We start from the raw sequence: 19,119 nt of genomic DNA on the forward strand, positions 1-19,119 counted from the left end.
ACCGAGGAAAATTCCTCGGTGTTTTTACTTAACCAATAGCATGTAATACAAACATGGCTAAGAATAAGCATGTAACGATATACATAGACGGTGCGACTTCTTTACGCTTTCCAAGAGCAATTTTTAAGATAGGATAAGCAATAAATCCGAACGCAATGCCATCAGCGATACTATATGTGAGCGGGATCATGACGATAATTAAGAACGCTGGAAATCCTTCTGAAAAATCGTTCAGAGGAATTTGTTGAATGCTTGTAATCATCAGGCCGCCAATAATAATTAAGATTGGTGCAATGGCACTATCAGGAATTAGTTTCACAAACGGAAGTGCAAACAGTGATGCGAAGAATAACAACCCTGTAACGATAGACGTCAGACCTGTCTTTCCGCCTGCAGTAATACCTGCAGCACTCTCTACTGTTGATACGGTAGGGCTTGTGCCAAATAGACCACATGTCATTGCTGAAATTGCATTGGCTTGGTAAGCACGTGGGAATTTACGGTCATCTTCTAATAAACCGTGCAGAAGTCCCATGTTCTCAAAAATAAGCACCATGCTTAAGGAGAATGTTGCAATCCAAAACGGTAAGGAAGAAAGTTTGCCAAATGACATAGCTCCAAACACATCGCCGTAATTAGCGAATGAGAATGAACTATTTCCGATTTGACTTGTATCAACAAGACCAAATAGCCATGCAATACCAGTTCCTATTGCAATCGTCCATAAAAAGCTTCCACGTACGTTACGAATAAATAGTACAAGTGCAACGATAAGAGTAAGTAGTGTCGCAAGAACGACAGGGTTACTTAATTTACCCATTGCAACAGCAGTATTTGGATTCGAAACGACTAAACCACCTTTTTGCAATCCGATAAATGCTAAAAATAATCCGATGCCGACAGTAATAGCTTCCTTTAATGACTTTGGAATCGATACTGAAAGCACGCGAGCGATTGGTGTAAACGCAGCAATTGCAAAAATAATACCAGAGATGAAGACAGCTGCTAATGCTTCCTGCCAAGCTAATCCGAGCGTATGCACAGCAGTGTACGTGAAGAATGCATTTACGCCCATACCAGGGACAAGAATAGCAGGTGCATTTGCCCAAAATGCCATGAGCAGACATCCGACAAATGAACTGAAAACAGTTGCTAAAATTCCAGCTTCAAGAGGAATGCCAGCATCCGATAAAATTGATGCATTTACAATCATAATATATACGATTGTGAAAAATGATGTAACTCCGGCTAAAACTTCTTGTTTTGGTGATGTTTCGTGTAAACCTAATTTAAATGTTCTTTCAAGTATTCCTTTCATGTTAAACCTTCTTTTTCATATCCCTCTCCCACCCGTGATATCTCTTTTGTAAGAGCTCACCGTCCTTTATTATATCAGAACATCATGTTTTTACAACAAGGAAAATGATAACGTTTACTTATAAAAGAAATTATTTATAAATACGTAAAAATGGCTCGTATTGTTGAAATGATTTCTAATTCTCCTGATTGAATGGGCGGAGCTGCTTGCGCATGTAAAGTAGCATAGGACGTCACTTCCCGTGGTAATTGGGCGGATTCTTCAACGAATGAGAGTGGAACTGGATTAATGTTTAAATTGTATGTACTCGCAATAGCACGAGCTTTTTCTACCGCTTGTTGCAGAGCTTGAATAAGAGCTTGCTCATAATATTTATTTGGATGAGATATTCGAAAACGTAACCCTTTTGCTAAGTTTGCTCCATTTGAAACGGCTATATCATATACTTCCCCTGCTTTTTGTACATTTAAAACGGTAATTTCATACAAATGTTCCACACGATATCCTTGTAGTAATGCTTTATCATTTACATATTCGTACTGGGGCGTAATCGTATATGAGATGGTTTCTATATTTTTGTCGGCAATACCTAGTTGTTTTAGTGCATCCAATAATTGTTTTGATTGCACTGCATTCTCTTCTTGTGCCTGTTTTACATTTTTATGATCTGTACGAATACCAATCGTTAATATAACAACATTTGGTTTTGCTTTTACAACGCCTTCACCTTGCACCGTAATGGTAGCTTCTTTACCAGTATTAGTTGTACGTACGTTGTGTAAATAAGGATTCATTCCACCTTGCATCTTCCATCACCATCCTTATTTATATGTATATGTGTGAACAAAAAAGAAATTTATATGAAAAAAGTTACATAAATGAGAATGTTGAGGGAAGAAAGCATATACAACATAGGTATTTATAGATTATAATATGTGTAAATATGATAAAAAAGGGACGAGGCTAGTGAACGAAAAAAGAGAAACACTGATTTTAGAGTTATCCGGATCATTCCGAAAGATGATACGTTTATTACAAAATGATATTAATACACGTTTTGCAGAACATATGCCATACAATGAATTTTCTGTATTACGCGCGTTATTTTTAAACAGTCCACAGATGGCTTCGCAAATTGCGAGTGAAGTAAACGTAACCTCTAGTCATATTACAGCTGTTACTGATCGTCTCGTACGAAAAGGGTTTGTAGAAAGAAAACGTTCAAATTCAGACCGTCGTATCGTGTACCTAGAAATTACAGAACACGGAAGAGAAGTAACTGAAAAACTTGAAGCTGTGCGTAAAGAATATTATAAAGAGAAATTTAAAGGTTGGAGCGACCAAGAAATCGAAATGGTGTTAGAGCTATTTGGCCGCGTATTATAATAAATGAGGATAGGAAGCGAAAGCTTTCCTATCCTTTTTCTTTTGAATAAAAACATTTTGAAACTCCAATACTTTAATTAAAAAGAATCGGAGTGAAAACTTATGAAACGTATTTGTACGCTTTTCATTATGATTGGAAGTTTTTTCTGCTTTAATCAATTCGCGGATGCCGCAACGCCTCTTCAAGTCGTTCAGAAAGAATTACAACATATTTCAAATAAGCAACCTGTTTTATATTCAAAACTATGGATTCGCTCTATGCAGAATGCTATTTTATTTCATCATAGTGATAACATTCGGCATGAAGATACGATCAGTAATGTAACAAAGTCTTCTCTTATAAAAGTAAAACAGCTTCCACTTCAGAAAGCATCGCAGTATATCCCGAGATTATCGCAATATATTTCTAAGTTTGAAGCTGAGAATGTGCAAGTGTATTATGTTGCAGCTCGTTATGAAGTGAAAAAAGAAAATCCGCATCAGTTAAATGGAATGAATTATTTTATGCAAGTGTTTATTCAACAAGGGGGAGAATGGAGAATTGCTGAAAGCATAGTCGCTCCAACAGATCAAATCGTGGCAAATGGTGACGGGTTTGGAACGAAGCAAGAAAAAGAGTATGGGAAAAGAAGAGAGAATGTGAAATAACCTCCTCATCAAGAGGAGGTTATTTTATTTGAAATTCCAAGAGACTTTCCATTTTAATATTTTAGGTAGGAAGAAATACGTAATGAAACTAGTTACTAAAAATCCGATGTAGAAACTAGCCAATGAATGAGTACTACTTAATGTTAAACCTCCAACGATTCCAATAGTTAAAATAGCACATAGGATAACTGCTTTTTGTAGTCTCGGGTATAATATGAAGTTACCATTTCGCTCATTGACTGAACGGGCATATAAATATATACCGAGTGGTAATAAAATAATAATATGGGCAATAGGTCCAATCAATGTTTTGGCTGAAGGAATGTATGAAAAATTTGGTTCATCATGACGAACACCTTTAGGATCGGTGTAAGCATTTTGTGGATTGTAATCAAATACAATATTAAATTCTTCTGCTGGGCTAGAAACACGTACCTTTTCCGTCATATTGTTTATTTTAGTATAAATCTTTTCCCCATCCGCGTTTGAATGAACACTAATCACCCCTACGATAAGAGATGGAAGTAAGAATGGAAAAACGATTATGATAGCAGTGATAATTCCCTGGGATACGATATTTCCAGCAAGTGTTCCTATACATAATGCAAGTGTATAAATAGCAATTAGCACAATTAACATATATAGAAAGTACGTATGGAATGGGGAAAAGATTTGATATTTATTATGAAAAGTTAACTTTTTCATAATAGCAAACAGCCCCCAGTTTAAAATGACAACAGCGGTGATATTACAGATTCCAAACAACCACTTTGTTATATAGAGGTGTGAACGTTTAAAGGGCATAGACCATAACAAGTCGCTAGAGTTATTTTGCCTTTCCCATCCAATTAAAGTACAGGCTAGAACGATAAGTATACTACCTAACAACATGACAGGTTCTAAAAGTGTTAAATTAAAGTGGTAATGATATATATAGTTCCACGCTTTGTTCATCTTTAAATATTGTTGTTGTTCAATAGAAGCCATATAGTACATATATGATAAAGTATAGAAACTGCTGAGCCACAATAGCCATACAACATATTTACTTTGTTGATACGTTCTTAGCCATAATGCTTTTTGAAACATAGGATTCCTCCTTTAAAAAACTTTATAATTTGTTAGTCGTGATAATATAACATAAGTAATGATTCCAGCTATAAAAAAACTGATATAGTAGCTAGGTAAGAAATTAAATTGATTCATTTTATAGCCACCTAATAGTGCAAAGTAAATGGTTGTCCCCCATATCCATATTTTTAAATGCTTTTGGAAAATAAATATCTTTTGACTGTTTTCATTGGGTGATCGTGAATATAAATATGCGCCGAGTAATAGGTTAACTATTGTATAAAAAATAGGGGCTAACATCGACTTAGCCGAATAATATTGATAAGATGCTGGATCTCTTAAAGTGGTTGGATCTTTTTCTTTCTTTCGTGATGCTGGATCATAGTCGTAAGTGATAGAAAACCGATATATTGGTGCAACTATATTTGTTTTTTGATTGATTTCATAAAGTTGTTGATATAAGTTATTATTTTTAGGAGCTATAGTATCTAAATGTTGTATTGTAAGGGTGTAAGCTAATGACATGAATGTAAGCCCCATTAGTAGCCACGGAATACAAAAAACGACTTGTGAAACGATGCTTCCAGTAAACGTACCGATGCATAATGCAGCCGTATATACTGCAACATAAGAAACAATTGCATAAAGAAAGTATCGATGAAACGGACTAAATGATTGATACTCAAAATGAATGGTTGTTCTATAAATAACGTACATAAGAATCCAGTTTACAAGGAGAGACCCTATAATCCAGAATGAACCAAAAGCCCATTTAGAAAAGAAAATATCTTTTCTTGTAAATGGCATTGCCATTAGGGTATTAGACTGTTTATTACGCTCCCATCCTATAAATAGACAAGCTAAGCAAATAATAAGAAAAGTTAGCCAAACATTATTACCTGTCTTTGACCAAAATTCATAATAGTAATAGAACGTTCCCTTTTCTTGCAATCTATAATAATTAGAAAGTTGTAGCTCGGCTGCTTTATAGTAGCCAAAAGATAACAAGTAAAGCGAACTAAAGAAGAATAGTAACACAGCATATTTCCCGCGTTTCCAATTCCACATCCACAACGCCTTATGAAACATACCCATCCTCCTCCAGTGTCGTAACGAAGACATCCTCAAGTGACATTGTTAATTCTTCAATGAGTATAGATTGCTCTTTATAAAACTTCTCTAGTGTTGTAGCTACATTTCCCTCGATTAAGATTGTATATACTTTTCCTGTTTGGTTTAATATTTTAATATTGCTTAAGTTTTCTAGTTTTTGGGGTAATGAACGTTCGTAAGCTACTTGTATTTTTGCAAATCGTGATTTTGCATCGTCTAGTGATGTAATAGAAGATATAGTATGCCCTTTTAATATAATGATTGTATCTGCAATTTGTTCTACTTCATCTAAATGGTGAGTTGAGATGAAAATCGTAATCTCTTTTTCTGCAACTTCTCCAACGAGAAACTGTAAAATCTGTCTTTTCACGATAGGATCAAGTCCGTTTGTCGGTTCATCTAAAATGATATATTCTGCTTTTGTAGAAACAGCTAAAATAATCGCAAGTAGTGCTTTCATTCCTTTTGAATAACTACGAATTCGTTTGTTTGGTAAGTTAAAACGTTCTAACAGTTCATAGAAATAGGCTTCATCAAATGCTGTGTAAACAGCTTTATAAAACTTTACAATTTCTTTTACTGTATATCCGTTCAGTATGTTAGTAGAATCCGGGACATATACGATTTTTTGTTTTGTGCCAGGATTCTTATGAATGTCAGTATCCTCATATGTAACAGTTCCTACATCAGGGTCTAAAATGCCGACCATCGTTCGTAATAAAGTTGTTTTCCCTGCGCCGTTTCTTCCAAGTAATCCGATGATACTTCCTCTTTGTAATGTGAAAGAAACATCATCTAAAATCGTTTGATTATCAATCGTTTTCTTCAAGTTTGTTACTTTCAACATCTGCATTTCCTCCAATCTCTTTATAGTATGAATCTATCCAATCATGAATTTTATCTTTCGTAACACCAAGATAAGAGGCTTCTAATAGTAATTGATGAAATTGCTTTTCAACCATAGCGATTTTCCTTTCGTCTAATGTTGGGGTAATCGATTGGGATACAAATGTTCCTTTTCCTCGTAATGTTTCAATAATCCCTTGTCGCTCTAACTCTTGATACGCTTTACTCACTGTATTTGGATTGATAACGAGTAAAGAAGCGAGTTCGCGTACAGAAGGAAGCTTGTCACTTGGAGCTAACATGTTTTTTAATACGAGTTCTTTTATATTCTGAACAATTTGTTCCCATATCGGAGTGTTGCTTCTTGGATCAAGTTGAATATGCAAGAGCAATGTCTCCTTTCTAGCATGTATTAGGTGTACTACTTCATGTAATACACTTAATACAATATAGGCGATGAATATATTTGTCAACCGAAAATATTAGAAAAATATGGTATTAAAAAATAATAAATTGGAAAAAATAGGTCTGATATAGAATGGAGGGTTAGTCATGAAGCGAGTTTTTGGAATACTTGTTTGTTTCATGTTATTGCTTTCTGGTACTTCAGTTAGTTTTGCACAATCTGAGAAGACGAAGCAGGAGAAAACAGAAGAAACAACGCCTAAGTTAGCAGAACAAGCATCATCAGCAATTGTAATTGAACAAGATACAGGTAAAGTTTTGTTTGATAAAAATCCAAATGAGAAGTTACCACCTGCTAGTATGACGAAGATTATGACAATGCTATTAATTATGGAACAAGTTGAAAAAGGAAAACTAAAACTGACCGATAAAGTTAGAGCGAGTGAACATGCAGCTTCAATGGGTGGATCACAAATCTTTTTAGAGCCTGGAGAAGAGATGACTGTAAATGAAATGCTAAAAGGTATTGCTATTGCATCTGGAAATGATGCATCTGTTGCAGTAGCGGAGCATATCGCTGGTTCAGAAGAAGGTTTTGTAAATATGATGAACAAAAAAGCAAAAGATTTAGGATTGAAAAACACTCATTTTCAAAACCCAACAGGTCTTCCGGCTAAAGACCATTATTCCACAGCAAATGATATGGCTATAATGGCAAAAGAATTGATGAAGTACCCACTTATTCGCAAATATACAGGTAAATACGAAGACTATTTACGTGAAGATACGGATAAGAAGTTTTGGCTCGTGAATACGAATAAGTTAGTACGTTTTTATCCTGGAGTAGATGGTGTGAAAACGGGCTTTACGACAGAAGCAAAATATTGTTTAACAGCATCGGCTGAAAAAAATGGCATGCGTGTTATTTCAGTTGTTATGGGAGCACCTACATCGAAAGAACGGAATAATCAAGTAACAAAGCTTCTTGACTATGCATTTGGACAATATATGACAAAGAAATTGTATACACGTGGCGAAAAAATTAAGACTGTACAAGTAGGAAAAGGGAAAAAAGAAAAAGTAGATTTAGTTGCGTCAGACAATGTGTCTCTTCTTATGAAGAAGGGCGAAAATATGGACAAAGTAAAGCAAGAAGTAATTGCTGAAAAGAAAGTGAAAGCGCCGATTAAAAAAGGTGACGCGCTTGGTACACTTGTTATAAAAAAAGATAAAGATGTTTTATTAAAACAAACAATTGTAGCAAAAGAAGATGTTGCTGCAGCGAGCTGGTGGGAGTTATTTAAAAGAAGTTTTGGGATGTTTTCAACATCAAAATAGCGGCAAACATTTTGCCGCTTTTCTATTCGTATGAAAGTAAATAATTGCCGAATGTTTTCACTTTATGGCGAAATAGTTCTTCTTTTGTCAGCAGGAAGGATTCTTATGTTGTATCACGAAAATCTTTATGTATGTAAATGAGTAAAGTTTGAGCATAAGGAGGAAATCGTGTGAGTCTTTCCATGCAATTAGAAGTAAAGCGTGACGTCCTATGTGTGAGACTAGCGGGTGAATTAGATCATCATACTGCTGAAGAGTTGCGAACGAAAGTAACAGATATGATTGAGACACATGGTGTTCATCATATTGTTTTGAGCCTAGAGAACTTATCGTTTATGGATAGTTCTGGTTTAGGTGTTATATTAGGCCGATATAAGCATGTAAAGGGATTAGGTGGAGAAATGGTTGTTTGTGCAATTTCACCGCCTGTTAAGCGTTTATTTGAAATGTCGGGCTTATTTAAAATTGTTCGCTTAGAAGAAAGTGAAGCGCATGCGCTCGCGACGTTGGGGGTGGCATAAATGAGAAATGAAATGAACCTTCAATTTTCAGCATTAAGTCAAAATGAATCATTCGCTCGCGTTACAGTAGCTGCTTTCATTGCGCAACTAGATCCAACGATGGAAGAACTTACGGAGATTAAAACAGTTGTGTCAGAAGCAGTTACGAACGCAATTATTCATGGATACGATGGAAATGCAGAAGGTGTTGTTTATATTTCTGTAATTTTGGAAGAAGCAATGGTGAAACTCACGATTCGAGATGAAGGGATTGGCATCTTTGATTTAGATGAAGCGAGACAACCCCTTTTTACAACTAAACCTGAATTAGAGCGTTCCGGAATGGGATTTACTATCATGGAAAATTTTATGGATGAAGTAGAAGTTATTTCAAACGAATCTTTCGGGACAACAATCCATTTGACAAAATACTTATCAAATAGTAACGCTCTATGCAATTAAGGAGAATAGCCTATGGACATAGAGGTCAAAAATGAGAAGAAGAAACCTCAGTTAAAGGACCACGAGCTAAAAGCGTTAATTCAACAAAGTCAAGATGGAAATCAACAAGCGAGAGATACAATCGTTCAAAGTAATATGCGTCTCGTATGGTCGGTTGTGCAGCGTTTTCTTAATCGAGGATACGAACCAGACGATTTATTTCAAATTGGATGTATTGGGCTCTTAAAATCGGTAGATAAATTTGATTTATCTTTCGACGTGAAATTTTCAACATATGCAGTTCCAATGATTATTGGAGAAATACAACGATTTTTACGTGATGATGGATCAGTGAAAGTAAGTAGATCTTTAAAAGAAACAGGAAATAAAATTCGAAAGATGAGAGACGAGCTTTCGAAAGAATTCGGAAGGGCACCAACGATTAACGAAGTAGCCGAAGCGTTAGAACTAACGCCAGAAGAAGTGGTTCTGGCGCAAGAAGCGAGTCGTGCTCCTTCATCCATACATGAAACGGTGTATGAAAACGATGGAGATCCAATCACTATTTTAGATCAAATTGCTGATCAATCTGAAACGAAATGGTTTGATAAAATTGCTTTAAAAGAAGCAATTAGAGAATTAGATGATCGAGAACGTTTAATTGTATATTTACGCTACTATAAAGACCAAACCCAATCAGAAGTAGCGGAGCGCATAGGTATTTCGCAAGTACAAGTTTCAAGACTTGAAAAGAAAATATTAAAACAGATGAAAGATCGAATAGATGAGTAGCTATCTATTCGATTTTTTTATGACTTTAATTTAGTAGGGATTGTAAACTTTCGTAAAAATTAACAGAATTTATTGATAATTTAGTAAATTTAAAATATAATCCGAGTATGAACTTGTCACAAAGGGGGAAGGAAATATGGAAACGAGGCAACAATGGGGAACGAGGGCCGGATTCATTTTCGCAGCGGTCGGCTCTGCCGTTGGATTAGGAAACATATGGCGTTTTCCTTATACAGCGTATGAAAATGGGGGAGGCGCATTCTTTTTACCGTACTTATTCGCATTATTAACGACTGGTATTTCATTATTGGCGTTTGAATTTGCTCTTGGGCATCGTCATCGTGGTTCAGCGCCACTTACATTCTTCCGTATTAGTCCGCGTGCTGAATTTATCGGATGGTGGCAAATGTGTGTAACGTTTATCGTTTCAACATATTATGCAGTAATTATTGCTTGGTCTATTTCCTATACGTACTTTGCAATTACTGGAGCATGGGGGAAAGACACGGAATCATTTTTATTTAAAGAGTATTTGCATGTTGCAGATAAGCCTGGACAGTTTGGAGGGCTCGTACCGGAAGTATTAATTCCATTAGCTTTCGTTTGGATTATCGTGCTCGGTGTAGCATTTAAAGGAGTTAAAAAAGGAATCGAAGTTGTTAATCGTATTTTCATCCCTTTATTAGTTGTTATGTTCCTTATTATCGTAGTTCGTGCAGTGACGATGGAAGGTGCAATGCAAGGGTTGGATGCATTCTTCAAACCAGATTGGAGTCGTATTTTTGATGGGAAAGTATGGCTTGCTGCTTATGGTCAAATTTTCTTTAGCTTATCTTTAGCATTTGGAATTATGATTACGTATTCTAGTTATTTACCGAAAAACTCAGATACAACAAATAATGCCTTTATTACTGGCTTTGCAAACTCAGGATTTGAATTGTTAGCTGGGATTGGGGTCTTTGCAGCTCTTGGATTTATGGCAAATAATATGGGAGTACCAGTTGATAAAGTAGCAAGTGCTGGTGTAGGACTTGCGTTCGTAGTATTCCCGCAAATCATTAATGAGTTACCGATGTCACCGTTATTTGGCGTATTATTTTTCTTATCATTAACGGTTGCTGGAATTACATCCCTCATTTCACTTGCGGAAGTATGTTTTGCTGCCGTATCTGAAAAGTTCAGCTTAAGTCGCCAAAAAACAATTGGAATTATGGGGACGCTTCTCGTACTAGTTTCTCTTGTTTTTGCAACACGTGGCGGGCTTATGTTCCTAGATGTTGTTGATTATTTCGCTAATAACTTCGGATTAATTTCAATTGCATTAGCGGAAGTGGTTACGATAGGGCTCATTCTACGCCGTTTACCAGTTTACCAAAATCATGCAAACTTCGTATCTGATATTAAGTTAGGGACGTTTTGGAGAGTAAGTTTACTCGTTATTACCCCGCTTATGTTAGGGTACATGTTAATTGATGGCACAATCCAAAATATTAAAAAGAACTACGGAGATTATCCAACGGAGTTTGTCGTAACATATGGTTGGTCAATTGCAGCAGCGTTCCTTATCGTTGCATTAATCATTAGTATAAAGAAATGGAATGCACAAATACATTCAGATTCTGCTAAGCTTGAAAAAGAATGGAAAGATCGGGGTGTTTCATAATGAGCGGATCAGCGATTATGATGATGGTGATTGGTATGGTAGTCATTTGGGGAGGACTCGCATTAAGTATTGCAAATTTATTTAAGAAAAAGGCATAAACTAAAAAACATCTGTACCGTTTCGGTACAGATGTTTTTTTATGAAAAAATTGTATTAGAAAAAAATTCAATAACCATACTACAACTACGAGGAAGAGTGAAGAGGTGAATAGAAATTGGAAAAAACAATTTATATTAAAATGCGTAATCGATTAAAAGTTTCTCCTACGTATGAAGTGAAACTACGTGATGTCGCTCAACTTGCCGGAGATACTGTGGTAGTTGAGTCGTTACAGGATGAGGTAGTTTACAAAATAACAGCGCATGATAAGACGCATGTTGTAATTGATGTTATGAAAATTATTGAGATTATTAGGCGAAAAGCGGCTCATATACAAATTAATTTACTCGGTTCTGGACAAACTCTTGTTGAAATTATATATGAAAAAAAGAAAGTACATCCGGTTTTCTTCGGACTTGTATGGTTGTTACTTTTTATTGGAGCTGCTCTTGCGATCATTTATTTCCATGAAGATGTAAGCATGCAACAAGTGCACCAGCGGTTATATTACATGATTACGGGAGAATTTAAGGCGCAGCCACTGCTATTTCAAATTCCTTATTCAGTAGGTCTTGGGTTAGGTATGGTCTTATTTTTTAATCATGTATTTCAAAAGCGAATTAATGAAGAGCCGAGTCCGTTAGAAGTGGAGATGTTCCAATATCAGCAGTCACTTGACCAATATGTAATTGTTCATGAAAACAAGGACAATATGAAACAACTTGCCGATGATTGAGTCTGGGCTTGTTATTTTAATTGCTTTAGCGGGAGGAATTGCAGTGGGTAGCGGATATGTCGCATTTTTAGCTGTACTTGGTATAATCCCCCGTCTAGCTCAATTAACGAGAAGTGGAAAGCACATTCAATATTTTGAGTGGGCAGTTATTGCAGGTACGTTAACAGGAGCTTGGTGTAGTTTGAAAAACATTACATTTCAAACGTCGCAATATTGGCTTGTTATATTAGGAATATTTTGTGGCACATTCATTGGAATGCTTGCAGCCGCATTAACAGAAGTGTTAAATGTTTTACCTATTTTAGCGAAACGAGTAGGGGTAGAAGGGAAAATCGTTGTTTTACTCGTTGCTCTTGTACTTGGCAAAGTAATAAGCTCATTGTTTCACTGGATTTATTTCGTAAAGTAGGAGGCAGTATATAAATGACAGGGCGAAAACTAAAGGATGATTACATAAATAAAGTGAAGGAGTACCATCCAAAACCAAACTATTTCCTAAATTGTGTCAAGGCATTTCTTGTAGGTGGATTCATTTGTACTGTCGGAGAAGTATTGATGAAATTTTATATACATTATTTTCATTTCAGTGAACAAGAGGCAGGAAATCCGACAGTTGCAACGCTTGTATTATTATCGGCGATTTTAACAGGTTGTGGTGTATATGATAAAATCGGTCAATTTGCTGGAGCGGGATCGGCCGTACCTGTTACGGGATTTGCGAATTCTATGGCGAGCGCTGCGCTAGAACATAAGAGTGAAGGAATTGTGCTTGGGGTTGCTACAAATATGTTTAAGCTAGCGGGAAGTGTTATCGTTTTTGGGGTCGTTGGTGCATACGTTATTGGATTAATAAGATATACTTTTAACATTTTTATGTCTTAAAGGAGGGGCTAGTATGAGGTTGACCGGAAAACAAACGTGGGTATTTCAAAATGATATTTATGTGAATGCAACCGGTACTGCTGTCGGTCCAAAAGAAGCTGAGGGCCCTCTTGGGAAGGATTTTGATATTTCATATGATGATTTACATTGCGGAGAGGAAAACTGGGAACTTGCTGAACGAAGATTAATGTCAGATTCAATTCAACAAGTCTTGCAAAAAGGAAATGTAAAAACATCACAAATTGATTTCTTTTTAGCGGGTGATTTATTAAATCAAACAGTGACAGCAAATTATGTTGCGCGTAGGTGGGGGATTCCCTTTTTAGGGATGTTTAGCGCTTGTGCAACCTCGATGGAGACTTTAGCGGTTGGATCAGCCTTTATAGATGGTGGATTCGCAAATCGTGTTTTAGCGACGGTAAGTAGTCATAATGCAACGGCTGAAAGACAGTTCCGTTATCCAACAGAGTATGGGGGACAAAAACCAGGAACAGCAAATTCCACTGTTACAGGTGCGGGATCCATATTAATTAGTAAAGAAAAAGGTGCTATTAAAATTACGGCAGCTACGATTGGAAAAGTGCAAGATTTAGGGATTGCGAATCCTTTAGATATGGGGTCGGCGATGGCACCTGCTGCTGCTCATACAATTCAACAACACTTTGAAGATTTGAAGAGAAGTGCAGCAGATTATGATTTGATTGTTACCGGTGATTTATCAGCTATTGGGACACCAATAGCAAAACAACTGTTACTGGAAGAAGGTTATGATCTTGGGCATATATATAATGATTGCGGATTAATGATTTATGATCCCGGTCAAGAAGAAGTATTTGCCGGTGGTAGTGGTTGTGCTTGTTCAGCTGTTGTCACATATGGTCATTTATTAAGCGAGATGCAAAAAGGGAACTTACAACGAATTTTTGTCGTTGCTACTGGTGCGTTATTAAGTCCGACGATGATGCAGCAGAAAGAAACCATTCCAACAATTGCACATGGTGTCGTATTTGAGAGAGTGAAGGGAGAGTGAATTGTGGATTTTATATATGCATTTCTTGTAGGAGGCGCCATTTGTGTAATTGGACAGGTATTGTTAGATTTCGCAAAGTTAACACCAGCCCATTTAATGGCTACCTTTGTAGTTATAGGAGCAGTTTTAGATGGATTCGGATTGTACGATAAGCTTATAAAGTTTGCTGGTGCTGGGGCGACAGTTCCTATTACAAGTTTTGGACATTCACTATTACATGGGGCAATGCATGCGGCAGAAAAACACGGATATATTGGGATTGGTATGGGTATGTTTAGTTTAACGTCTGCAGGCATTTCTGCAGCGATATTATTTTCATTTTTTGTAGCACTTATATGTAAACCGAAAGGATAAATCAAATGAGACGAAGGGTTGTTTTGGTCACAGATGGAGATGAATATGCAAAGCGAACAATTGAGCTTTTAACGAAGGAATTTGGGGGAAGGTGTATTTCAGCATCACAAAGTAATCCAACCAAATTGACAGGGAAGAAAGTTGTTGAGCTTATTATGCAAACGCCATATGACCCTGTATTTGTCATGTTTGATGACAGTGGATTTATTGGAGAAGGATCTGGTGAAAAGGCTTTAAAATATGTAGCCACACATAAACAAATTGATGTACTGGGGATTTTGGCAGTAGCGTCTAATACACATCATTGGGAATGGGCACGTGTAGATGTCAGTGTAGATCGAAACGGGAATTTAACCGAATACGGTGTTGATAAATTTGGGCTTCCAGATGGTGAAATTGGCAGAATTAGCGGAGATACAATTTATTGTTTAGATGATCTGAATGTTCCTGTCATTGTGGGAGTTGGTGATATTGGTAAGATGTGTGGAAACGATGAATGGGAGAGAGGATCACCTATTACTAGAAAAGCGATTCAATTAATTTTGGAAAGGAGTGGTTTTTATGACGAAGCCTAAAAAAGTGGATATCCCTATTTCATCTTTCATAAGTGATAATGAAAATTACTTAAAGCAAACAGCTGGACTGGGTGTTACATACGACGTTGGCATTCGTAAATTTCAAATTTTAAATAAAGAAATTGGTGTGTTATTTGTAAACGGACTTTGTGATACAAATTATATTATCCCTATTTTAGAAGAAGCGGTGGATACAAATGAGATAAGGGATGTAGAAGAAGATACAGTGAAGCTTTTAGAGAATCGTTTAATCCATCAACAAGTAAGCAAAGTGAAAACGATGGATGAGGTAATGCTCCAAGTATTATCAGGACTTATCGTTATATTTGTGGAAGGTGAAACGGAAGCGTTCGCAATAGATGTTCGCAGCTATCCAGGACGAACACCGACAGAACCTGATACTGAAAAAGTAGTACGCGGTGCGAGGGATGGATTTGTTGAAAATATCGTTGTAAATACAGCGTTAATTCGTAGGAGAATTCGAGATCCACGTCTTCGAAATGAAATGATTCGAGTAGGAGATAGATCCCAAACTGATATTTGTATTACATATGTTCAAGATGTTGCAAATCCAGATTTAGTAAAGATTATAAAGCAAGAATTAAATAACATTGATGTCGATGGAATTACGATGGCGGATAAAACAGTGGAAGAATTTGTTGTAAAGCAAAGCTATAATCCATTCCCGCTTATTCGATATACAGAAAGACCGGATGTAGCGGCGAATCATTTATTAGAAGGACATGTGTTAGTACTAGTTGATACATCACCGAGTGCTATGATTACTCCAACAACATATTTCCACCATTTACAGCATGCGGAAGAGTTTAGACAAAATCCAGCTGTCGGTACATTTTTACGTTGGGTACGCTTTTTAGGTGTCTTATTCTCCTTATTTTTACTACCATTTTGGTTAGTGTTTGTATTTGATCCAACTCTTTTACCAGAAAACCTTGCTTTCATTGGACCGACTAAGATGACACATTTACCAATTCTATTACAGGTGTTGATGGCTGAAATCGGACTTGAGTTTTTAAGGATGGCAGCCATTCATACGCCAACGCCGTTATCTTCTGCAGCAGGGTTAATTTCCGCCATATTAATTGGTCAAATAGCAATCGATGTAGGTTTGTTTGTACCAGAAGTTATTTTGTATGTAGCAGTTTCTATGATCGGTGCATATGCAACACCGAGTTATGAATTAGGATTAGGAAATAAAGTTGGAAAATTGTTTGTTATTATTTTAACAGGTCTCTTCCATGAGATGGGATTTGTAATTGGTATGACGATATTGATTTTATTTTTAACGTCTATAAAAAGTTTACAAACGCCTTATTTATGGCCGTTTTTACCATTTGATTGGGGTGCATTAACAAAAATTCTACTTCGTCCGACGATGTCTAGTTTAAAAGTACGACCAAGTATTGTAAGACCTCAAAATGTAAAAAGACAAAAATAAACGGGATTATACACCCGTTTATTTTTTTAGCAAAAATTTATTGTTTTTTTACAAAAATCAAACATTTTTTGTGTACACTTAGAGTAGATATTGTGTATGGAAGGGGAAGAGGACATGATTAAATTATTTGTAAGTGATTTAGATGATACGCTCGTTTACAATGTGAATCATATGCAAAAAGAAGATGAACGTGCACTTTGTTGGTTAGCTGAAAAAGGGACAAATATTTGTTTTGCCTCTGGCCGCTTTACTCATCGAATTGATGAAGTCGTAAATAGGTTTGCATTCCCGTATTACACAACTAGTTTAAATGGAGCAACGATGTTACTGCCGGATGGAAAAATATTTCATGAATCAAGTTTTGAAGATGGGATTGCCCAGGAAATATATCGATATATCCATAAAAAGGGACTAGCAGATATTGTTTGTGCAAATGAGCAACGGTATACAAAAAGAAAGAATGAACATCATCATACTTTTGAAACGTATATGGGCGTGCATATTGCTGAGATAGAAGCATTAGAAGAGGAATTTGGTAAGACTGTACATCCTGCGAAATTGTTTGTTTTTGGGGAAGAAGAGACAATTGCAGCATTAGATCAAGAGTTACGAGATACATTTCAGAGCGAAGCGGAAGTTTTTATGTCTGGTAAACGCTATGTTGACATTATGCCAAGGGGAGTAAGTAAAGGGAGTGCTTTAAGGCGACTAATGGAACATTTACAAATTGAAGCAAATGAAGTTGCATGCATTGGAGATTCTTTCAATGATATTTCTATGTTTGAAGTAACTCCGCATTCATTTACTCTACATCATGCTCATCCATATGTGAAGAATAAGGCAAATCATATTGTTCGTTCGGTCGAAGAAGCTGTTATGAAATTGCCATTACTTGTATAAAAAAAGAAGCTCGTCACTGACGAGCTTCTTTTTTACTTGAATAACGATTTAACAAAATCAATGATACTTGAGAAGAAATCTTTAACTTTATCTAGGAAACTTTGCCCTTCTTCAGATCCTAAAAAGGCAGAAACGTGTTCTTTTGCTTTATTTAACTGACTGCCAACTTGATTCCAATCGATATTAAGATTTTTCATCTTATCAAATAACGCTACTAAGTTATCTAATTGTTCATCCGTTAATGTAATACCAAGTTGATCAGCAATTTTTTTAATTAATGAACGTAAATCTTCAGTCGTTTGTGGCTGCTCTTTTGCAATCTCTTCTTTAATTTTTGCAACAAGTTGAACTGCTTTTTCTTCACCAATTTTATCGCCGAGCTGGGCTGTTTGCACCATTTCTTCATTAGCTACTTTTTTTACTTCTTCAGGAATTGCTTTGTTCGATGTTGTTTCATAGGCCTTCATTAAACCTGTTAAAGCAGCAGTTCCTGAAACTTTAAATGGTGCGGTGATTTGAATCTCCGCATCTTTCACACCCGCTGTAATAAGTGCGTTTGTGTACATTGCATCTGTTATCGAATTAATGTTTTTTGAACGTACAATAAGACCAGATCCTGGTTTTGTGTATGTAATCATAGAAGAGGAAATTGCTCTCGTGCCAATTTGTGCTTTTGGAACAATGCCTTCTAGAAATTTATGTTCTTCCGCATTAGATACAGTAATGATCGTAGCATCTTTCGGTGCTTTCATTTCTTTTAACAGATCTTGCTTTTGCTGTTCGGACAAGTTCTCTCCTAGTGTAACAATTGATTCTCCCTCGATGATGTCTGCAAACGAAGCTGTTGGCATCATAAATACCGTTACAGCTAATAGCAGAGCTAGTAATTTCGTTTTCACGAAAAATCGCTCCCTTTCTCTTTCTAAAATTTTCGGGCAACACAGTTATTATAGTATATTTTTTTTATTTGTCACCTAGCTTTTTCCACATTTCAAAAAAGAAGTATGTAGATTGTCGGATTCTTTTTGTTTCTAGTCATGAATGTGGTAATATAGTGCTGAGATAGTTGAAAGGAGACATATACGTATGAAAACTTTAGGATACATATTAATGGAAAATGGTGAAAAAATCGAGTTAGAATTTTTCCCAGAAGAGGCACCAAAAACAGTAGAAAACTTTAAAAAACTAGCAGAGCAAGGATTTTATGATGGTGTGACATTCCACCGCGTTATTCCTGGCTTCGTAAGCCAAGGTGGAGATCCAACAGGAACAGGTGCAGGTGGCCCAGGTTACTCTATCCCATGTGAAACTGATGGAAATCCTCATAGACACCTTGTAGGTTCACTTTCTATGGCTCATGCTGGCCGTAATACAGGCGGTAGCCAATTCTTTGTTGTTCATGAGCCACAACCGCATTTAGATGGTGTACATACTGTATTCGGTAAAGCAACAAGCGGTATTGAAACAGTATTAAACATGCGTCAAGGTGATGTAATGAAAGAAGTTAAAGTTTGGGAAGAATAAGTTAATGAGAAAAGAGAGCTATGGCTCTCTTTTTTGTTT

Annotated in this window: 24 protein-coding genes; 17 read left to right on the plus strand and 7 right to left on the minus strand. The window is 36.3% G+C overall.

Annotated features, from left to right (window positions below; genetic code table 11):
* Positions 1 to 28: 28 nt before the first annotated feature.
* Both QCI46_RS06900 and QCI46_RS06905 read right to left on the minus strand, forming a co-directional pair.
* On the minus strand, positions 29 to 1,318 hold the full coding sequence (locus QCI46_RS06900) for an NCS2 family permease (protein ID WP_000676236.1): 1,290 nt from the start codon (positions 1,316 to 1,318) through the stop codon (positions 29 to 31).
* A 134-nt stretch (positions 1,319 to 1,452) separates the two neighbouring features.
* On the minus strand, positions 1,453 to 2,124 hold the full coding sequence (locus QCI46_RS06905) for an SIMPL domain-containing protein (RefSeq protein ID WP_075308152.1): 672 nt from the start codon (positions 2,122 to 2,124) through the stop codon (positions 1,453 to 1,455).
* Positions 2,125 to 2,284: 160 nt separating this feature from the next.
* Between QCI46_RS06905 and QCI46_RS06910 the strand changes: the two genes are divergently transcribed.
* Complete coding sequence (locus QCI46_RS06910; protein WP_001003311.1) at positions 2,285 to 2,704, plus strand: MarR family winged helix-turn-helix transcriptional regulator; 420 nt, start codon at positions 2,285 to 2,287, stop codon at positions 2,702 to 2,704.
* Between the two features lie 102 nt (positions 2,705 to 2,806).
* Positions 2,807 to 3,352, plus strand: a complete 546-nt coding sequence (locus QCI46_RS06915) for a hypothetical protein (protein ID WP_353839848.1) — start codon at positions 2,807 to 2,809, stop codon at positions 3,350 to 3,352.
* Between the two features lie 24 nt (positions 3,353 to 3,376).
* Here the strand turns inward: QCI46_RS06915 and QCI46_RS06920 are convergent, their stop codons facing one another.
* The 4 genes from QCI46_RS06920 to QCI46_RS06935 are packed head-to-tail and all read right to left on the minus strand — an operon-like array spanning position 3,377 to position 6,768.
* Positions 3,377 to 4,441, minus strand: coding sequence for an ABC transporter permease (locus tag QCI46_RS06920; RefSeq protein WP_353839849.1), 1,065 nt, complete (start codon positions 4,439 to 4,441; stop codon positions 3,377 to 3,379).
* A 12-nt stretch (positions 4,442 to 4,453) separates the two neighbouring features.
* Positions 4,454 to 5,512, minus strand: a complete 1,059-nt coding sequence (locus tag QCI46_RS06925) for an ABC transporter permease subunit (protein WP_353839850.1) — start codon at positions 5,510 to 5,512, stop codon at positions 4,454 to 4,456.
* Entirely contained in the window at positions 5,502 to 6,383 is an 882-nt protein-coding gene (locus QCI46_RS06930; protein WP_353839851.1) for an ABC transporter ATP-binding protein, read from the minus strand. The genes QCI46_RS06925 and QCI46_RS06930 overlap by 11 nt, the downstream gene beginning before the upstream one ends.
* Entirely contained in the window at positions 6,349 to 6,768 is a 420-nt protein-coding gene (locus QCI46_RS06935) for a GntR family transcriptional regulator (RefSeq protein ID WP_000548038.1), read from the minus strand. The genes QCI46_RS06930 and QCI46_RS06935 overlap by 35 nt, the downstream gene beginning before the upstream one ends.
* Positions 6,769 to 6,934: 166 nt before the next feature.
* On the opposite strand from QCI46_RS06935, the gene dacF reads away from it, so the two are divergent.
* The 14 genes from dacF to QCI46_RS07005 all read left to right on the plus strand — a co-directional run bounded on the left by dacF (position 6,935) and on the right by QCI46_RS07005 (position 17,556).
* Positions 6,935 to 8,125, plus strand: coding sequence for a serine-type D-Ala-D-Ala carboxypeptidase DacF (gene dacF, locus QCI46_RS06940; RefSeq protein WP_000831992.1), 1,191 nt, complete (start codon positions 6,935 to 6,937; stop codon positions 8,123 to 8,125).
* Positions 8,126 to 8,295: 170 nt separating this feature from the next.
* On the plus strand, positions 8,296 to 8,646 hold the full coding sequence (spoIIAA, locus tag QCI46_RS06945) for an anti-sigma F factor antagonist (RefSeq protein WP_000059133.1): 351 nt from the start codon (positions 8,296 to 8,298) through the stop codon (positions 8,644 to 8,646).
* On the plus strand, positions 8,647 to 9,087 hold the full coding sequence (gene spoIIAB, locus QCI46_RS06950; RefSeq protein ID WP_048546248.1) for an anti-sigma F factor: 441 nt from the start codon (positions 8,647 to 8,649) through the stop codon (positions 9,085 to 9,087).
* Positions 9,088 to 9,099: 12 nt separating this feature from the next.
* Positions 9,100 to 9,858, plus strand: a complete 759-nt coding sequence (gene sigF, locus QCI46_RS06955) for an RNA polymerase sporulation sigma factor SigF (protein WP_353839852.1) — start codon at positions 9,100 to 9,102, stop codon at positions 9,856 to 9,858.
* Positions 9,859 to 9,994: 136 nt separating this feature from the next.
* Positions 9,995 to 11,521, plus strand: a complete 1,527-nt coding sequence (locus QCI46_RS06960) for a sodium-dependent transporter (RefSeq protein ID WP_353839853.1) — start codon at positions 9,995 to 9,997, stop codon at positions 11,519 to 11,521.
* Positions 11,521 to 11,619, plus strand: a complete 99-nt coding sequence (locus QCI46_RS06965; RefSeq protein ID WP_000016829.1) for a methionine/alanine import family NSS transporter small subunit — start codon at positions 11,521 to 11,523, stop codon at positions 11,617 to 11,619. Before QCI46_RS06960 ends, QCI46_RS06965 begins: the two co-directional genes overlap by 1 nt.
* 116 nt (positions 11,620 to 11,735) lie before the next feature.
* The gene (gene spoVAA / locus QCI46_RS06970; protein WP_098857181.1) at positions 11,736 to 12,356 is read left to right on the plus strand and encodes a stage V sporulation protein SpoVAA; all 621 of its coding nucleotides are present in this window, start codon (positions 11,736 to 11,738) and stop codon (positions 12,354 to 12,356) included.
* Positions 12,349 to 12,765 (plus strand): stage V sporulation protein SpoVAB, encoded by a 417-nt coding sequence (gene spoVAB / locus QCI46_RS06975; RefSeq protein WP_353839854.1) that lies wholly within the window; start codon positions 12,349 to 12,351, stop codon positions 12,763 to 12,765. Before spoVAA ends, spoVAB begins: the two co-directional genes overlap by 8 nt.
* Positions 12,766 to 12,779: 14 nt before the next feature.
* The gene (spoVAC, locus tag QCI46_RS06980) at positions 12,780 to 13,238 is read left to right on the plus strand and encodes a stage V sporulation protein AC (protein WP_000147730.1); all 459 of its coding nucleotides are present in this window, start codon (positions 12,780 to 12,782) and stop codon (positions 13,236 to 13,238) included.
* A 13-nt stretch (positions 13,239 to 13,251) separates the two neighbouring features.
* The gene (gene spoVAD / locus QCI46_RS06985; RefSeq protein ID WP_327959299.1) at positions 13,252 to 14,268 is read left to right on the plus strand and encodes a stage V sporulation protein AD; all 1,017 of its coding nucleotides are present in this window, start codon (positions 13,252 to 13,254) and stop codon (positions 14,266 to 14,268) included.
* A gap of 3 nt (positions 14,269 to 14,271) precedes the next feature.
* Positions 14,272 to 14,622 (plus strand): stage V sporulation protein AE, encoded by a 351-nt coding sequence (gene spoVAE / locus QCI46_RS06990; RefSeq protein WP_000345909.1) that lies wholly within the window; start codon positions 14,272 to 14,274, stop codon positions 14,620 to 14,622.
* Between the two features lie 5 nt (positions 14,623 to 14,627).
* Positions 14,628 to 15,197: a stage V sporulation protein SpoVABEA gene (gene spoVAEA / locus QCI46_RS06995; protein ID WP_001254416.1), complete on the plus strand. Its 570-nt coding sequence runs from the start codon at positions 14,628 to 14,630 to the stop codon at positions 15,195 to 15,197.
* Complete coding sequence (gene spoVAF / locus QCI46_RS07000) at positions 15,184 to 16,656, plus strand: spore germination protein SpoVAF (RefSeq protein WP_048546238.1); 1,473 nt, start codon at positions 15,184 to 15,186, stop codon at positions 16,654 to 16,656. Before spoVAEA ends, spoVAF begins: the two co-directional genes overlap by 14 nt.
* A gap of 96 nt (positions 16,657 to 16,752) precedes the next feature.
* Positions 16,753 to 17,556, plus strand: coding sequence for a Cof-type HAD-IIB family hydrolase (locus tag QCI46_RS07005; RefSeq protein WP_002008448.1), 804 nt, complete (start codon positions 16,753 to 16,755; stop codon positions 17,554 to 17,556).
* A 32-nt stretch (positions 17,557 to 17,588) separates the two neighbouring features.
* Here the strand turns inward: QCI46_RS07005 and QCI46_RS07010 are convergent, their stop codons facing one another.
* Positions 17,589 to 18,455: a DUF1002 domain-containing protein gene (locus QCI46_RS07010; protein ID WP_060632144.1), complete on the minus strand. Its 867-nt coding sequence runs from the start codon at positions 18,453 to 18,455 to the stop codon at positions 17,589 to 17,591.
* 187 nt (positions 18,456 to 18,642) lie between these two features.
* Between QCI46_RS07010 and QCI46_RS07015 the strand changes: the two genes are divergently transcribed.
* Complete coding sequence (locus QCI46_RS07015; protein ID WP_000853789.1) at positions 18,643 to 19,080, plus strand: peptidylprolyl isomerase; 438 nt, start codon at positions 18,643 to 18,645, stop codon at positions 19,078 to 19,080.
* Positions 19,081 to 19,119 lie beyond the last annotated feature (39 nt).

Origin of the sequence: Bacillus cereus group sp. RP32 (genome assembly GCF_040459735.1) — a bacterium.
GTDB classification, from domain to species: Bacteria; Bacillota; Bacilli; order Bacillales; family Bacillaceae_G; genus Bacillus_A; species Bacillus_A wiedmannii.

Coding starts and splice junctions, on each gene's coding strand:
- QCI46_RS06965 (WP_000016829.1), top strand. CDS start 11,521: ATGAGCGGATCAGCGATTATGATGATGGTGATTGGTATGGTAGTCATT.
- spoIIAB (WP_048546248.1), top strand. CDS start 8,647: ATGAGAAATGAAATGAACCTTCAATTTTCAGCATTAAGTCAAAATGAA.
- spoVAEA (WP_001254416.1), top strand. CDS start 14,628: ATGAGACGAAGGGTTGTTTTGGTCACAGATGGAGATGAATATGCAAAG.
- spoVAF (WP_048546238.1), top strand. CDS start 15,184: ATGACGAAGCCTAAAAAAGTGGATATCCCTATTTCATCTTTCATAAGT.
- QCI46_RS06900 (WP_000676236.1), bottom strand. CDS start 1,318: ATGAAAGGAATACTTGAAAGAACATTTAAATTAGGTTTACACGAAACA.
- QCI46_RS06920 (WP_353839849.1), bottom strand. CDS start 4,441: ATGTTTCAAAAAGCATTATGGCTAAGAACGTATCAACAAAGTAAATAT.
- QCI46_RS06905 (WP_075308152.1), bottom strand. CDS start 2,124: ATGCAAGGTGGAATGAATCCTTATTTACACAACGTACGTACAACTAAT.
- sigF (WP_353839852.1), top strand. CDS start 9,100: ATGGACATAGAGGTCAAAAATGAGAAGAAGAAACCTCAGTTAAAGGAC.
- QCI46_RS06930 (WP_353839851.1), bottom strand. CDS start 6,383: ATGTTGAAAGTAACAAACTTGAAGAAAACGATTGATAATCAAACGATT.
- QCI46_RS07005 (WP_002008448.1), top strand. CDS start 16,753: ATGGAAGGGGAAGAGGACATGATTAAATTATTTGTAAGTGATTTAGAT.
- dacF (WP_000831992.1), top strand. CDS start 6,935: ATGAAGCGAGTTTTTGGAATACTTGTTTGTTTCATGTTATTGCTTTCT.
- QCI46_RS07015 (WP_000853789.1), top strand. CDS start 18,643: ATGAAAACTTTAGGATACATATTAATGGAAAATGGTGAAAAAATCGAG.
- spoVAC (WP_000147730.1), top strand. CDS start 12,780: ATGACAGGGCGAAAACTAAAGGATGATTACATAAATAAAGTGAAGGAG.
- QCI46_RS06925 (WP_353839850.1), bottom strand. CDS start 5,512: ATGTTTCATAAGGCGTTGTGGATGTGGAATTGGAAACGCGGGAAATAT.
- QCI46_RS06915 (WP_353839848.1), top strand. CDS start 2,807: ATGAAACGTATTTGTACGCTTTTCATTATGATTGGAAGTTTTTTCTGC.
- spoVAD (WP_327959299.1), top strand. CDS start 13,252: ATGAGGTTGACCGGAAAACAAACGTGGGTATTTCAAAATGATATTTAT.
- spoVAB (WP_353839854.1), top strand. CDS start 12,349: ATGATTGAGTCTGGGCTTGTTATTTTAATTGCTTTAGCGGGAGGAATT.
- QCI46_RS06960 (WP_353839853.1), top strand. CDS start 9,995: ATGGAAACGAGGCAACAATGGGGAACGAGGGCCGGATTCATTTTCGCA.